Origin of the sequence: Tsukamurella ocularis, assembly GCF_965138335.1 — a bacterium.
Taxonomy (GTDB): domain Bacteria; phylum Actinomycetota; class Actinomycetes; order Mycobacteriales; family Mycobacteriaceae; genus Tsukamurella; species Tsukamurella ocularis_A.
Genome location: NZ_CBCSDV010000029.1, coordinates 22,050 through 35,430, shown reverse-complemented (window position 1 = coordinate 35,430; position 13,381 = coordinate 22,050). Strand labels below are relative to the sequence as shown.

16 protein-coding genes and 1 tRNA gene are annotated in these 13,381 nt (G+C 71.9%); 7 read left to right on the top strand and 10 right to left on the bottom strand.

Annotated elements, in window-relative coordinates; all coding sequences use genetic code 11:
• Positions 1-29: 29 nt before the first annotated feature.
• The gene (locus ACNAYW_RS20495) at positions 30-1,511 is read right to left on the bottom strand and encodes a M28 family peptidase (RefSeq protein WP_415851485.1); all 1,482 of its coding nucleotides are present in this window, start codon (positions 1,509-1,511) and stop codon (positions 30-32) included.
• A gap of 38 nt (positions 1,512-1,549) precedes the next feature.
• On the opposite strand from ACNAYW_RS20495, the gene ACNAYW_RS20490 reads away from it, so the two are divergent.
• Entirely contained in the window at positions 1,550-2,011 is a 462-nt protein-coding gene (locus tag ACNAYW_RS20490; RefSeq protein ID WP_415851484.1) for an OsmC family protein, read from the top strand.
• A gap of 18 nt (positions 2,012-2,029) precedes the next feature.
• On the opposite strand, the gene ACNAYW_RS20485 is transcribed toward ACNAYW_RS20490, so the two are convergent.
• Positions 2,030-2,863, bottom strand: a complete 834-nt coding sequence (locus ACNAYW_RS20485) for an alpha/beta fold hydrolase (RefSeq protein WP_415851483.1) — start codon at positions 2,861-2,863, stop codon at positions 2,030-2,032.
• Between the two features lie 53 nt (positions 2,864-2,916).
• Between ACNAYW_RS20485 and ACNAYW_RS20480 the strand changes: the two genes are divergently transcribed.
• Entirely contained in the window at positions 2,917-3,486 is a 570-nt protein-coding gene (locus ACNAYW_RS20480) for a maleylpyruvate isomerase N-terminal domain-containing protein (RefSeq protein WP_415851482.1), read from the top strand.
• Here the strand turns inward: ACNAYW_RS20480 and ACNAYW_RS20475 are convergent.
• The 5 genes from ACNAYW_RS20475 to ACNAYW_RS20455 all read right to left on the bottom strand — a co-directional run bounded on the left by ACNAYW_RS20475 (position 3,476) and on the right by ACNAYW_RS20455 (position 6,126).
• Positions 3,476-4,144 (bottom strand): LpqN/LpqT family lipoprotein, encoded by a 669-nt coding sequence (locus ACNAYW_RS20475; RefSeq protein WP_415851481.1) that lies wholly within the window; start codon positions 4,142-4,144, stop codon positions 3,476-3,478. The two genes, ACNAYW_RS20480 and ACNAYW_RS20475, sit on opposite strands and share 11 nt — an antisense overlap.
• Before the next feature lie 53 nt (positions 4,145-4,197).
• Positions 4,198-4,638, bottom strand: a complete 441-nt coding sequence (locus ACNAYW_RS20470; protein WP_415851480.1) for a nitroreductase family deazaflavin-dependent oxidoreductase — start codon at positions 4,636-4,638, stop codon at positions 4,198-4,200.
• 7 nt (positions 4,639-4,645) lie between these two features.
• The gene (locus ACNAYW_RS20465; protein WP_415851479.1) at positions 4,646-5,401 is read right to left on the bottom strand and encodes an NAD(P)H-dependent oxidoreductase; all 756 of its coding nucleotides are present in this window, start codon (positions 5,399-5,401) and stop codon (positions 4,646-4,648) included.
• A gap of 102 nt (positions 5,402-5,503) precedes the next feature.
• Positions 5,504-5,580: transfer RNA gene (locus tag ACNAYW_RS20460), tRNA-Pro, on the bottom strand.
• A 72-nt stretch (positions 5,581-5,652) separates the two neighbouring features.
• Positions 5,653-6,126 (bottom strand): hypothetical protein, encoded by a 474-nt coding sequence (locus ACNAYW_RS20455; RefSeq protein ID WP_415851478.1) that lies wholly within the window; start codon positions 6,124-6,126, stop codon positions 5,653-5,655.
• A gap of 69 nt (positions 6,127-6,195) precedes the next feature.
• On the opposite strand from ACNAYW_RS20455, the gene ACNAYW_RS20450 reads away from it, so the two are divergent.
• Both ACNAYW_RS20450 and ACNAYW_RS20445 read left to right on the top strand, forming a co-directional pair.
• Positions 6,196-7,275 (top strand): PQQ-dependent sugar dehydrogenase, encoded by a 1,080-nt coding sequence (locus ACNAYW_RS20450; RefSeq protein ID WP_415851477.1) that lies wholly within the window; start codon positions 6,196-6,198, stop codon positions 7,273-7,275.
• A 39-nt stretch (positions 7,276-7,314) separates the two neighbouring features.
• Positions 7,315-7,773, top strand: a complete 459-nt coding sequence (locus ACNAYW_RS20445; protein ID WP_415851476.1) for a hypothetical protein — start codon at positions 7,315-7,317, stop codon at positions 7,771-7,773.
• Between the two features lie 9 nt (positions 7,774-7,782).
• Here the strand turns inward: ACNAYW_RS20445 and ACNAYW_RS20440 are convergent, their stop codons facing one another.
• From ACNAYW_RS20440 to ACNAYW_RS20430, 3 genes are all read right to left on the bottom strand, one after another.
• Positions 7,783-8,517, bottom strand: a complete 735-nt coding sequence (locus ACNAYW_RS20440; RefSeq protein WP_415851475.1) for a tyrosine-protein phosphatase — start codon at positions 8,515-8,517, stop codon at positions 7,783-7,785.
• A gap of 48 nt (positions 8,518-8,565) precedes the next feature.
• The gene (locus tag ACNAYW_RS20435; protein WP_415851474.1) at positions 8,566-9,048 is read right to left on the bottom strand and encodes a hypothetical protein; all 483 of its coding nucleotides are present in this window, start codon (positions 9,046-9,048) and stop codon (positions 8,566-8,568) included.
• A 68-nt stretch (positions 9,049-9,116) separates the two neighbouring features.
• Positions 9,117-10,487: a DUF2252 domain-containing protein gene (locus ACNAYW_RS20430; RefSeq protein ID WP_415851473.1), complete on the bottom strand. Its 1,371-nt coding sequence runs from the start codon at positions 10,485-10,487 to the stop codon at positions 9,117-9,119.
• A 112-nt stretch (positions 10,488-10,599) separates the two neighbouring features.
• On the opposite strand from ACNAYW_RS20430, the gene ACNAYW_RS20425 reads away from it, so the two are divergent.
• From ACNAYW_RS20425 to ACNAYW_RS20415, 3 genes are all read left to right on the top strand, one after another.
• Positions 10,600-11,388 (top strand): siderophore-interacting protein, encoded by a 789-nt coding sequence (locus ACNAYW_RS20425; RefSeq protein ID WP_415851472.1) that lies wholly within the window; start codon positions 10,600-10,602, stop codon positions 11,386-11,388.
• 123 nt (positions 11,389-11,511) lie between these two features.
• Entirely contained in the window at positions 11,512-12,663 is a 1,152-nt protein-coding gene (locus tag ACNAYW_RS20420; protein ID WP_415851471.1) for an MlaD family protein, read from the top strand.
• A gap of 205 nt (positions 12,664-12,868) precedes the next feature.
• On the top strand, positions 12,869-13,378 hold the full coding sequence (locus ACNAYW_RS20415; protein ID WP_415851470.1) for a hypothetical protein: 510 nt from the start codon (positions 12,869-12,871) through the stop codon (positions 13,376-13,378).
• The last annotated feature ends 3 nt before the right edge of the window (positions 13,379-13,381 follow it).

Below are 13,381 nucleotides of genomic sequence, written 5' to 3'. Positions count from 1 at the left end.
CCGCTTGCGCAGTCGAGACTACCGGTGCGTCAGAGCGCCGCGAAGTACGCCGTGGAGAAGCCGACCGAACCGAGCGCGATGCGGTACATGTCGCGGTTGACGTTCTCGATCGTGTCGCGCGGGCTGTGGTAGTTCGGGTCGAAGATGTCGCCGACGGTGCCGCCCCACTGCCGCTGCTGCTCCTCGGTCTTCTTGCCGTCGGCGCCGGTGTCCATGCCGCCGGAGGCGATGCCGACCTCCTTGAAGGGGCCGTAGTCCGAGCGTCCGTCGAACGCGGAGGCCTCGACCGGCACGTTCCGCCACGCGAAGTAGTTCCGGAAGACCTGCTCGATCACGCCGGAACCGGCGGGGCCGGCGCCGCCCTCGAGCTTGGAGGACCCGTCGCCGTCGAAGGTGAAGTAGCCGCCGTTCGGCGAGCCCAGCATGTCGAAGTTGAGGTAGCGCTTGATCTTCGAGGCCTGCTCCTCGCTCAGCTCCTTGACGTAGTGCTCCGAGCCGACGAGGCCCTCCTCCTCGGCGCCCCACAGCGCGAAGCGGACCTTGTTCTTGACGTCGGCGCCGGCGCCGAGCTTGGCGGCCGTCTCCAGGACCGCGGCCGAGCCCGTGCCGTTGTCGTTGAGGCCGGGCCCCTCGGTGACGCCGTCGAGGTGCGCGCCGACCATCTGCACGTTGGCGTCGTCGCCCTTCGTGGTCTCCGCGAGGATGTTCCAGGTCTTCGCCTTCTCCGTCTTCGCGTCGACGGTGAGCGTGATGTCCTGACCGTCGGCGATCGGGGCGTCCTGCGCGACGCCCACGACGGCGATGGAGGCGCCGTCGTCGAGGCCGAGCGTGCCGCCCTTCCACTCCTCGGGCTGGTTGTTGGTGATGACGAGCGCCTTCACCCCCTTCGCCGCGGCGGCCTTGTACTTCTCGCCGAAGGTGCACTTGCCGCGCTGCACGACGGCGATCGAGCCCTCGGTGACCTTCTCCAGGTCGGCGGCCGAGCAGCCCTGCGTCCCCGTGACGACGGCCTTGGCGGTCACCGTGCCGCCGGTGGCGCCCGAGAAGGACAGCGCCGCGGCCTTCACCGGTGCGCCCGCGGCCTGCACGTCGACCTTCGAGGCGGACCAGACGGCCGTCGAGAACTCCTGGCGCTGCGGGGTGTAACCGGCGTCGCGGAGCACCTTCTCGGCGTACTCGACGCTCTGCTCGTACCCGGGCGTGCCGAGTGCACGGTTGCCGCCGTTGCGGTTCGCGATGTCCTGGAAGGCCTCCAGGTGCTTGACGGCACCGTCGAGGGTGACGGCGTCGGCGAGGGCGCGGGCCTTCGCGGTGGCCCCGGCGTCGTCGGCGCCGCCCGCGGGCGCGGGACGATCGACGCTGCTCGGCGCCGCCTCCGAGGACGACCCGGCGGCCGTGCTCGACGACGCGGCGTCATCGCCGGACGAGCCGCAGCCCGCCGCGACGAGGCTCACGGCTGCGAGCACGCTGACGACCCGGACAGTGGTGGACTTCTTTCGCCTGTGCAACATGCTCCCCATTAGATACACAACGGGGGGACGATTGCGGGGTGAACGAGCACACTTATCCGGTCGAGATCGAGTGGTCCGCACCCGAGGGCACCACCGATTACCGCTCCTACCCGCGGGAACACCGTCTCAGTTCCGCCGCGGCGGCGTCGATCTCCGCGTCCGCCGATCCGCACTTCCGCGGCGACCCCACGCTCTGGAACCCCGAGCAGCTCCTCGTCGCGGCGGCGGCGAACTGCCACATGCTCTCGTACCTCGCGCTCTGCTCGCTGCAGGGCGTCGTGGTGGTCGACTACGTGGACACGGCCGTCGGCACCATGGTCGAGACGCCCGGCGCGGGTGGAAGATTCACCGGGATCGAGCTGCGCCCGCGGGTGGTGCTGGCGCCGGGCTCGGACGCCGAACTCGCCCGGGCCCTGCACCACGAAGCCGGGGAGCAGTGCTACATCGCGGCGTCGCTCACCTGCCCCGTGACGCACACCCCGGAGATCGTTCCCGGCTGACGCCGCCGGGTCACCGGGTCAGGTCGCGTCGAGGTGCTCGAGGAGCATGCCGGTGATCGCCTCCGGGGCCTGCTCGGGCGCCCAGTGCGAGACGTCCTCGAGCATCTCGAACCGGTACGGCCCGCTGCAGTGCGCGACGGTCCCCAGAGCCGCGACGTCCCCGAACGCGGCGTCCTCCGTGGGCCAGACGTACAGGACCGGGGTATCGACGGTGCCGAGCGCCGCCGGCGGGCGGCCGGAGCGGTACCAGTTCAGCGCCGCCGTCAGCGCCCCCGGCTCCTGCAGCCGCTGGATGTAGTCGTCGACGGAGTCCCGGGGTACGTCGCGGCCGAAGATCTGCCGCAGCGCGCGGGCGTCGTCGGCGAGCATGGCCCGCTCCGTGGCCGGGGTGCTGCGCCACTCGGTCATGTACCGCGACCGGTTGGCCTGGTCCTCGTCGGTCCGCAGCGCGATCGCGAGCGCGGCCGGGTGCGGCGTGGAGACCACCGCGAGCGAGCGCAGCCGGTCGGGGTGATCGGTGGCGGTCCACCAGGCGACCGCGCCGCCCCAGTCGTGCCCGACGAGGTCGAACCGCGCCCATCCGAGGGCGTCGGCGATCGCCACGACGTCGGCCACCAGCTCGGAGATCCCGTACTCGGCGGGGCGCTCGGGCCGCACGTCGGGCGAGTAGCCGCGCTGGTCGACGGCCACGGCGCGGAAACCGCGCTCCCCCAACGCCGCGACCTGGTACCGCCAGGCGATCGCGGCCTCGGGGAAGCCGTGCAGGAGCAGTACCGGCCGCCCGTCCTCGGGGCCGGCGGCGATCGCGTCGAAGGAGCCCGCGGGGGTGGGGATGCTCAGGTGTTCGGTCACGGATGTTCACGGTAGGCCACGCACCTGTCGGTGGCCCGTGCCAGAGTGGCGCCATGACCGAACTCAGCACGCTCTCCCCCGCCGACCGCCACCGCGCCGCGGCGGGCACCTTCGCGGAGGTCGCCGGCGCGATCACCGACTGGGACGCCCGGACGCCCGTCCCGGAGTGGAAGGCCCGCGACGTGGTCGGCCACCTCGTCGAGTGGCTCCCCGGATTCCTCGCGATGAACGGCGTCGAACTGCCCGGCGCCCCGTCGGACGCGGCGGAGCCGGCGGCGGCCTTCGGCCAGCTCACCGAGGCGGTGCAGGCGCTGCTCGATGCGCCGGACGCGGGCCGGGTGCTCTCCACGCAGATGTTCGGGGAGAAGCCGCTCGACGCGCTGGTCGACCAGTTCTACACCGCCGACGTCTTCATGCACACCTGGGACCTGGCCCGCTCGAACGGCATCACGCCCGATCTCGATCCGGCGTTCGCGCAGGCGCTGCGCGGCGGCCTGGAGTCGATGGGACCGATGCTGCAGGAGTCGGGCCAGTTCGGCGCGCCGATCCCCGTGCCGGACGGCACCGACGCGGTCACCTCCCTGATGGCCTTCATCGGGCGGGACCCGCACTTCACTTCGTGATCTGCAGCCCGCTCAGGATCGCCTGCGAATCGCGGCGGTAGGTCGCGTCGTCGGGCATCTTGGACTGCACGGTGACGGTGACCGACCAGAGGTTCGCGCCGTCGGGGATGGAGACCGCCAGCGTCGTGGACTTATGGTTCGGCGTGCCGCCCGGCATCGTGTACGTGACGGTGGTGCTCGGGTAGCCGCAGAGGGTGCCGGGCGCGGGCTGCAGACCCGTCACGTTGAGGCCCTTGCGCAGCGAGTCGACCTGGGAGTCGAGCGCCTGCTGCGGGGTCATGCCCTTCGCGTTCTCGAGCGTGATCACCGCGTTCGCGGCGAACGCATCGTTGATCAGGTTCTTGTTCACGATGGCGGCGCGGATCACCTCGGAGTCCATCGAGGTCTCCCGCTCCCACCCGGACGGCTGCGGCAGCCCCAGCGTCGGCTCGCCGGCCGCCTTCGTCGGCAGGGTCAGCACGCGGCCGGAGACCGGTGCGCACGCGCCCGCCTTCTGCGCGGTCGACGGGGCGGAGTTCTGTGCCGCCGACGCGGCGGGGGACGTCCCCTCGGCGACCGGGTCGCCGCCCGTGGTCTGCGAGCATCCGGTGACGCCGAGGACCACGGCCACCGGTGCCGCGAACGCGACGGCGAACTTCTTCACGCGCTGATTCGTCATGTCCGGAACGGTAGCCCGGAACCCGGAATCAACGCGGGTGAATCGCCGACCCGTCAGCGCGGCGTGAGCACCACCACGGGGATGTCGCGGTCCGTGCGCTTCTGGTAGCCCTCGTAGCCGCTGTAGACCTTGGTGATCTGCGGCCAGAGCTGCGCCTTCTCGTCCGCGCTCGCGGCCTTCGCCGTCCACGGGCTGGTCACCTCGTCGACGGTGATCTCCACGTCGGGGTTCGCCGCGAGGTTCTTGTACCAGTCCGGATGCTCCGAATGGCCGCCCTTGGACGCGACCACCACCACGCGATCGGGCCCGTAGATCGGCGCGGTCAGCATCGTCGACCGGCGCTGCCCGGACTTCCGCCCGATCGTGTGCAGCTCCAGGGTCTGCATGCCGAGCACGCGCTTCGGGAACCGTCCGCCCGTGATCGCGAGCAGGACCCGATGCCCGTTCTCCAGGCCCCACGCACCGAACTCGGCCGCCTTGTCAGAAAGACTCATGCGCCCATCATGCATGCCGCGGCGCGGCATGGCACGGCCCGTCCTCGCGACGCCGGTGCGCCGGCCCTCCGGCGAGGCCCGCGGCGACGTGCGGATGCAGGGCGATCGAGTGGTCGTAGAACTCGTCGGTCATGGGCAGGTACGGGATCGGTTCCTCGGTCCCGACGGTGCCGAGCCGCTCGGCGAGATCCCCGGCGAGACGGCGCGCGCCGTCGGCGTCGATGCCGTGCACGTCCGTGATGAGCTGCGGTGCGAGCGCTTCCATGCCCGTGTACCAGAACGTGCCGTGCAGGAGGGGCCAGAACACGTCCTCGACGTCGCCGCTGATCCCGCGCGGCGAGAGGGAACCCGCCCGGTCGCCGGCGGTCACGACGGCCAGCGCCCGACGCCCGACGAGACCGCCGTCGCCGTACTTGCGGTTGCGGCCGGTGGCCGGGTCGGGCACGTCGTACGCGAAGCCGCGTTCGAAGACGCGGTCGATCCAGCCCTTGAGCATCGCCGGCGGGCCGTACCACCACAGCGGGAACTGCAACACCAGCAGGTCCGCGGCGAGGAGGCGGCGCTGCTCCGCGCGGACGTCGTCCCCGCCCTCGTCGACCAGGATCGGATCGAAGCCCTCCGCGTACAGGTCGGCCACGTCCACCGACCACCCGTCCGCCCGCAGCCGCGCGACCCCGGCGTCGCGGAGCGTGGCGTTCAGCGAATCGCCGCGCGGATGCGCGAAGACCCACAGTGCGTGCGCGTTCTCCCGTTCGTCGCCCATGTCATGGGCAACCCCTCGCGACCGCCCGGGATTCCGGGGGCGTGACGCGCATCCCGCCCCGGAACCAGAAAAGTCCCGAGACACCGTGTGTCTCGGNACTTCTGGTCGGGCTGACAGGATTTGAACCTGCGACCACTTGACCCCCAGTCAAGTGCGCTACCAAGCTGCGCCACAGCCCGTGGCCCGCTCTCGCGGTGCTGTAGGAGATTACCCCATCCGTCACGCGGAGGAGAAATCGCCTGCACGCGGGCTCAGCGACGCATGTTCGCGAAGGGAAGCCGCTCGTGCTTCCCCGCGAAGGCGGCGAGCATCGCACTCTCGGTGGGCGCCGCGTCGGCGTCGGAAGTCTCCCGCCACGCGACGAGCAGCTCGGCGTGGTCGGCGAGCTGCCAGATCCGCCGACCGCCGGAGTGCCCCACCCGCTCACCGGCGCCGTACCGGCGGTACTCGTCGAGTCGCTTGCGCAGCCCGCGGCGGCCCCGCCGGCCCGCGCCGGCCTTGCCGATGTAGACGATCCGCTCTCCGGTCACCCAGCGGTCCTCGAGCTCGGCGACGGGCAGCGTCGGGTTCCTGCCCTTCCAGTGACCGGCGGGCGACACGTCGAGGAACGCCGGCGGCTCGTCGGACGGCCGCACGATCACGTAGACGCCGGGGCCGCGCGGCACGTCGGCGAGGGGCAGCTCGGAGAAGGTGACCCAGCCCGCGAATCCGATCAGCTCGTCCACGCACCCAGTCAAACATCGATTGCAGCCGCAACGCCGGTGGATTCGGACGTTCCGCCCTACTCTGGACGCATGCGCACCCCGATCCGGCACCGCGGCGTTGCGGTCGCTCTGCTCGCGGCGCTGTCGCTCACGGGATGTGGGCGCGGCGGACCGTCGGACGGCCCGGCGCCGAGCCCGAGTGCCGGCCCGGCCCCCGCGGACGCGGCCCCGCAGGGCACCATCGCGACCGGCCTCGACGCGCCCTGGTCGATCGCCTTCGCCGACGGCTCTCCCCTGGTCAGCGAGCGGGACCGCGGCCGGATCGTGGAGATCGTCGACGGGAAGCCGCGGGAGGTCGGCCGGATCGACGGCGTCGCGGCGCGCGGCGAGGGCGGCCTGCTCGGCATCGCCGTCCGCGACGGCGACCTGTTCGCGTACTTCACCACCTCGACTGACAACCGGATCGTCCGGATGCCGCTCCGGGGCGCAGCGGGGGCCCGCACCCTCGGGCCCGCGCGCACGATCCTCACGGGCCTGCCCGCCGCCTCGATCCACAACGGCGGACGCATCGCCTTCGGGCCGGACGGGATGCTGTACGCCACCGTCGGCGACGCGGGACGGCCCGACGACGCGCAGGACCCGCGTGCCCTGGGCGGCAAGATCCTGCGGATGACGCCCGACGGGTCCCGGCCGGCGGACAACCCGGTCCCCGATTCGCTCGTCTACAGCCTCGGCCACCGCAACGCGCAGGGCCTGGCCTGGGGTCCCGACGGTGCGCTGTACGCCAGCGAGTTCGGCCAGAACACCTGGGACGAGCTCAATCTCATCCGCCCGGGCGCGAACTACGGCTGGCCGGAGGTCGAGGGCGTCGGGCGCCGGGCGGGCTTCGTGGACCCGCTGCAGCAGTGGGCGACGTCCGCGGCGAGCCCGAGCGGCATCGCGGTCGTGGGCACGGATCTACTCATCGCGAACCTGCGGGGCGAGCGACTGCGGACGGTGCCGCTCGCCGCGACCGGAACCGCGACCGAGCAGTACCGCGAATCCCTCGGCCGGCTGCGCGACGTGGTGCGCGCACCCGACGGCTCGGCCTGGATCCTCACCAACAACACCGACGGCCGCGGCGACCCGAAGCCCGGCGACGACCGGATCGTGCGGTTGAGCGGCCGTTAGCCCCGCTACCTGCGGCGTCTGCGCGGTACAGTGGCGTGCATGAAGCGTGCAGTCCTGGTGTCGGCGATGGTCGCCGCCTCGTTCGCGATCGCGCTGCCCGCCGCCGCGGAACCGGCCGTGGACGCCGACCGCTACCGCGCCGAGGGCGGGACGTACGCCTTCCTCTACCGCTACGACGGCGGCAAGCGGGTCTGCACGATCCAGGCCGACCCGACCACGCTGCGCTGCGGCGTCTCCGCGCCCGCGGGCACGCGGATCACGGTGAAGGGCCGCAGCGTCCGGCCCGAGGCCGTGGAGATCACGGAACGCGGCTGGCGGTACCTGGACAAGCTGACGGTCCAGGAGCGCCCGCGCGCCCTGCCCGAGGGCGCCCGGCTGTCGGTGCACGGCATGTCGTGCACCGCGCTGCGCGACGGCGGGCTGGAGTGCTCGGTGGATTCCGTGGGCTTCACGCAGGAGGACGGGCGCTTCTCGACCCGCGGCCGCAAGCTCGGGTAGGGGTCCCGGCTAGGCGACGAGCTTCGCGCGCAACCGGGCGACGACCGCGTCGTCGATGCCGAGGCCCGCGCGCAGGTACCCGTCGAAACCGCCGTACCGGGTGTCGACCTCGTCGAACGCCGCGGTCAGCGCCTCGGGGAAGACCCCGGCGAGTACCCGCGCCGCCTCCCCGATCGCCTCGCCCCGCTCGGCGGTCGCGCCCGCGGCGATCTTCTCGATCACGGCGGCGGAGTAGTCGTTGGTCAGCAGGTAGTCGGCCATCACGTCGTCGGCCGAGACGCCGAGACTCCGCTGCACGATCGCGGCGGCCCAGCCGGTGCGGTCCTTGCCCGCGGTGCAGTGGAAGACCTGCGGCCGGTTCTCGTCGGCGACCGCGCGGACGAGCGCCGCGAACTGCGCCCGCGCGTTCTCCTCGGTCACGAACATCCGGTAGACGTCCGTCAGCAGGTCCCGCGCCCCCGCGGCGTCCTTGAGCGACTTCGGATCCAGCGCACCGAGCTCGACGTCGTCGCCGATCACGTTGAGCCGCACGTACCGGGCACCGTCGGGCACCACGTCGGGTTTCGGCGTCACCTCCACCGTCATGCGGAGGTCGAAGACGTCCGCGAGCCGCACCCCCGCCAGCCGGGCCGGGTCGATGGCATCGGCGTCGAGGGCGCTGGAGCGGAAGAGCAGGCCGCGGCGCATCCGGCCCCCGTCGGCCGCATAGCCGTCCACACCTGCAACGTCGCGGAAATTGTGCACGCGCCGAGCCTAATCGACCGGGCGGGGCGCCCACGACGGGGCCGTCGCTCAGGCCAGGCGCTCGAGGTCCCGGTGCGCGCACGCCGCCGGCCACCAGGCGCGGGCGCCGGGGGTCGCGAGCCCGTGCGGCAGCGCGAGCGCGAGGGCGATCGGCGCGTTCACCGGCACGCCGACGGGGACCTCGACGCGGGCGGCGAGCCGCGTACCGTCGGCCCCGCGCACCAGGAGCTGTCGCATGCGGGCCCCGGCGAGCCGGGCGCCGGGCCAGGCGACGTCGGCGAGGCGCGCGTGCGGCGGCAGCTCTCCGGCCACGTCGCACAGCACCACCGGGCCGGAGCGCACGAGCCGGCTGATCCGGCTCACCACCACGGGGTAGGTCGACGGTCCGCCGTCGGCCAGCGCGGCCGCCGGGGTACCGGCGATGAGGACCTCGTCGCCGTCCATCGCGGTGCCGTCGGGCCAGATGGTGGGGTCGAAGGACCGGGCGACGCCGGCGCGGGCGAGTGAGGGCAGTACCTCCATCAGAGTCACGTCTACCGGTCTACGCGGACCGTGGCCCGGGCGGAAGTCCCGGCGCCGTCAAGGTCGCGCTAAGACTGTCAGACACCCGCCTCGGCGCGCGGCAGGACACCGGCCTTGACGGCGGCCTGCACTGCGGCGTAGTCCTTTTCGTTCTGGTCGGCGTAGGCGGCGGCGAACCCCGCGACGGCCTCCTCGAACTCCGTCGACTTGCCCAGGTAGGCCGACGCGGTGGCCGCGCCCGGGGACTGCGCATGGGCGCGAGCGAGGACCGCCGCGCAGGCCTGGCCGTACCGCTCGAACTGGTCGTGCGTGAGCAGTTCCGGGACGACGGAGCCCTTCATGTCGCGGAACTGGCGCCAGTAGAAGTCCATGCCCCGCACCGTCGGGGTGTAGCCGAGGAAGGAGTCGGACTGCGCCTGCAGGATCTGCTGCCCGGCGACGACGCGCCAGGCCTGGGCGCCGGTCGACGGCGCGCGCGGCGGCATCGCCGCCGGACCGAGCCTGCCGTAGGTCTGCAGCACGGACCGCGTGGCCTCCTTGACCTGGAGGAACAGGGTCTCCGTGCCGCCGCCGGGTGCGTCGCGCCCGAGCAGGACGATGAAGCAGCGGGTGCCCACGCTCCCGACGCCGACGACCCGCAACGCCCAGTCGAGGACGCGGAACTGGCCGAGGAGGTGCGCGGTGTCGGCGCGGATGGAGTCGAGGTACTGGCCGTAGACGCCCTCGAAGCCCTCGACCAGCTTCGCCGGGGCCGGCACCAGCGTCGGCGGGTCGGCGACGATGTGCGGCTCGCCATCGGCACTGGTGGCCGTGATCTTCTCGACCATGCGCGCGGAGGTGCGCTTCCGCGCCTTCTTCGCGGTCTGCTCGATGAGATCCTTGAGCGGCTGGTCGTCGGCGGCCTGAGCGGTCAACCGGTCCACATCGACGGACATGTAGTAGCGATCGACGGCGCTCTGCTCCATGAGCCCGGCGAGCGCGGTCCGGTAGGAGGCGACCGCGTTGACGACGGCGCTGCGGGCCTGATCCTCGGTGTAGCCGTTCTCGCGGGCGGCGATCATCACGCTCGCCGCCAGTCGTTTGACGTCCCATTCCCACGGCGCGTTGCCCGCCTCGTCGAAGTCGTTGACGTCGAAGAGCTGCCGGCGTTCCGGCGAGGCGAAGAGGCCGAAGTTGGAGATGTGAGCGTCGCCGCAGCTCATCACGGTGACGCCGGTGTTCGCCTCGCCCGCGAGGTCGTGCGCCATGAGCGCGGCGCCGCCGCGGTAGAACGAGAACGGGGAGTGCAGCATGCGGGAGATCCGCACCGGCACCAGCTCCTGGATGCGGGTGCTGTTCTGCTCACGGATGATGTCGACGGGGTCGCGGCCGTCCGGGGTGAATCCCGCCTGCGCGGATCGGGAGATGCGCTTGCGAAGATCCTTGCCGCTCGGGGCATCTGCACTCATAGTGGGGAATGCTAGTCCCGGCGCGGCGGGCGTCGGGTCGTTCCGAGTAGCAAACCCCCGCGCCGAACCACTGATTAGGCAACCCTAATTTTCGAGGCGTACGGTGGAGGGCGTGACTGAACCGCGTACTGAAACCCCACCCGCCCGCGCTCGCCGCCCGAGGCCGACCTACGAGGTCACGGTCGTGCGCACCGAGACCATCGGCGCCCACCTGGTCCGTGTGACGGCCGAGGGCGAATCCCTCGCCTCCTTCGGCGATCCCGAGCTCCCCGGCCTGCCCAGCACGGACGCGTACGTCAAGCTCGCCTTCGGCGACGCGACCCGCACCTACACCGTCCGGTGGTTCGACCGCGCCGAGCGCCGGATCGCCCTCGACTTCGTCGTGCACGGCGACGAGGGGCTGGCCGGACCCTGGGCGCAGCGTGCACAGGCCGGCGACACGATCACGATCATGGGCCCGGGCGGCGCCTACTCCCCCGACCCGGACGCCGCCTGGCACCTGTTCGCCGGCGACCTCTCGGCGGTGCCGGCGATCGCCTCGGCGCTGGAGGCCCTGCCCGGCGATGCGCGGGGCGCCGCGATCATCGAGGTCGAGAGCGATGCCGACCGGATCGCACTGACGGCACCGTCGGGCGTCGACGTGCGGTGGGCCGTGAACCCCGAGGTGGCCGACGTCGACTTCCTGGCGCGCCAGGTGGCCGTCGCGGACTGGCCGACGGATCGCGCCACGGCGCACGTCTTCGCGCACGGCGAGCGCGAGTCGATCAAGGCCGTCCGCAAGGTCCTGCGCGAATTGGAGGTGCCGCGCGAGCGGATCTCGATCTCCGGATACTGGGCCCGCGGCCGCGCCGAGGACGCGTTCCAGGCCGAGAAGCGCACGCCGGTCGGGCAGATCGACTAGCCCTCGGGGCGCCGACGGGGCCCGGGGTGGCGCCCGTCACAGCCCGCCCGGCGACGTGAGTGTGGGCACAAACCGGCCCGCCGGAGCATGGATTTCAGACAACTACGGATAATTTGTCTATCTGTGGATCTTGCTCCAGTGCCCGGCTTCTCCCCGTCGCCCGCCCAGCTCCGGCGGCGCGGTGTCGCGTTCAGCCTGTGCCTGGCAGTGATCGCCCTCGCGGTATGGGGGATCCAGGCACTGCGCCCCCAGGACGTCTTCACCCTCACCCTCCGCACGCCGACGGTGGCCGCGGGCATCGTCGAGGGCGCCAAGGTGCGGATCCAGGGAATCGACGTCGGCAGCGTCTCCGCGATCCGCGCGCTCGGCAACGCCCAGCAGGGCGTGACCCTGCGCATCGACGGCCCGCAGGGCCGCAGCCTCACCAACAACGTGGAGGCGGCCTTCTCGGCGGGCAACCTGTTCGGCGTCTCCGAGGTGATCCTCACGCCGCACGAGGGCGGTGGGGCGCTGCGCGACGGCGCCGAACTGGCCCCGACCCGGCGGATCACCGACAACACCGTCTCCAACATGATCACCACCCTCGGCGACGTGAACGCCGACGCCCTGCGTCCCCACATGGGCCAGGTGTTGATGAACGTCGACGCCTCGTCGAAGGCGATGCTGCCCCTGCTCACCGCGCTCGGCAGCGTGGCGCAGACCATGCAGGAGACGCAGCGCCTCTCGACCGCGCAGACCTTCCCGCTCGTCGTCGAGTCCCTCAAGGCCGCCGATCCCGCTCTCGCAGCGATGATCCCCGCGTTCCAGGCGGGCCTCGACCACCTGCCGCTGCACAACGGTGACAGCAAGAAGACCATCGCGGTGCAGGACGGGATCAACAACGAGCGGACCGGCCTGCTGGCCGGCCTGCAGGCGATCCTCACGCCCCAGGCGATCGAGGGCCTGAAGACCGCCTCACCGATGCTGGTGAGCCTCCTGCAGCCGATCCTCGCGGCGTTCCCCGACGGCAGCGCGACCGGCGTGGGCATCCAGCTCTCGCAACTCATGAACAACGTGCGCAGGGCCATGCCGAACACCCCCGACGGACCGGTGCTGAACCTGCGCCTGTCGGTGGACTACCCCGCCATCGCCGCCGTGCTCCCGCCCGGTGCCGACACAGCTCCGGCGGGCGGCACCACGAAGCCCGGTTCGCCCGCGAAGCCCGGCGCCCCGGCCAAGCCCGCCGCGCCGTCGAAGCCCGCGACTCCCCCGACCTCGGCCACCGCGCCGCGCTGACCGGCACCGCGCGCCCGATGGCGTAGTCGATCTGCGGAACGACTCTCGGATTCTGTCCATGTCGGACAGCGTGTCCGTACCGGACAGAATCCGAGAGTCGCGCCTCCGGTTGTCCATCTACATCGGCACTTGTTTCAAACAGTTGACACATTGTGAGGCGTCGTGATCAACTCCTTGTATCAAACACCCGACACAAGGAGTCAAGATGCGTCGCTCCCTCCGCGCCGGACCGGCGGTCGCCCTGGCAGTCCTCGCGCTCGCCGGCTGCGGGACCAGCACGACGGTGACCAAGTACCCGGTTTCGGGCACGCTGGTCGCGCTTCCGGAGTGCCCGGGCGAGAACTTCATCGTGTTCAACGAGGGCATCGGCCCGGCCATCAAGCGGGCGGGCCAGGGCCTCGCCGAGCTGGAACACCCCGTCAACTTCAGCGGCTCCTTCGCCGCCGACCAGTCGGCGGACGGACGACTCGCACTCACGGTCGAGATGTGCGGACCGGGTGTCGGACCTGACGGCACCAGGGACGGCGCCACCACGCTCGCCCGGTCCTTCGCTCGCACCGAAGGCCTGCGCGACAAGATGGGCAGCCTTCTGGTCATCAACAGCGACAACGGAATCCGCATTGCGGCGGATCCCTTCGACGCACCGCGCTTCGAATCCGACACCCCTGTCACCGACCTCCGGTCCCAGTGGCGCGATGCTCCCAAGGAGAAGTGACTC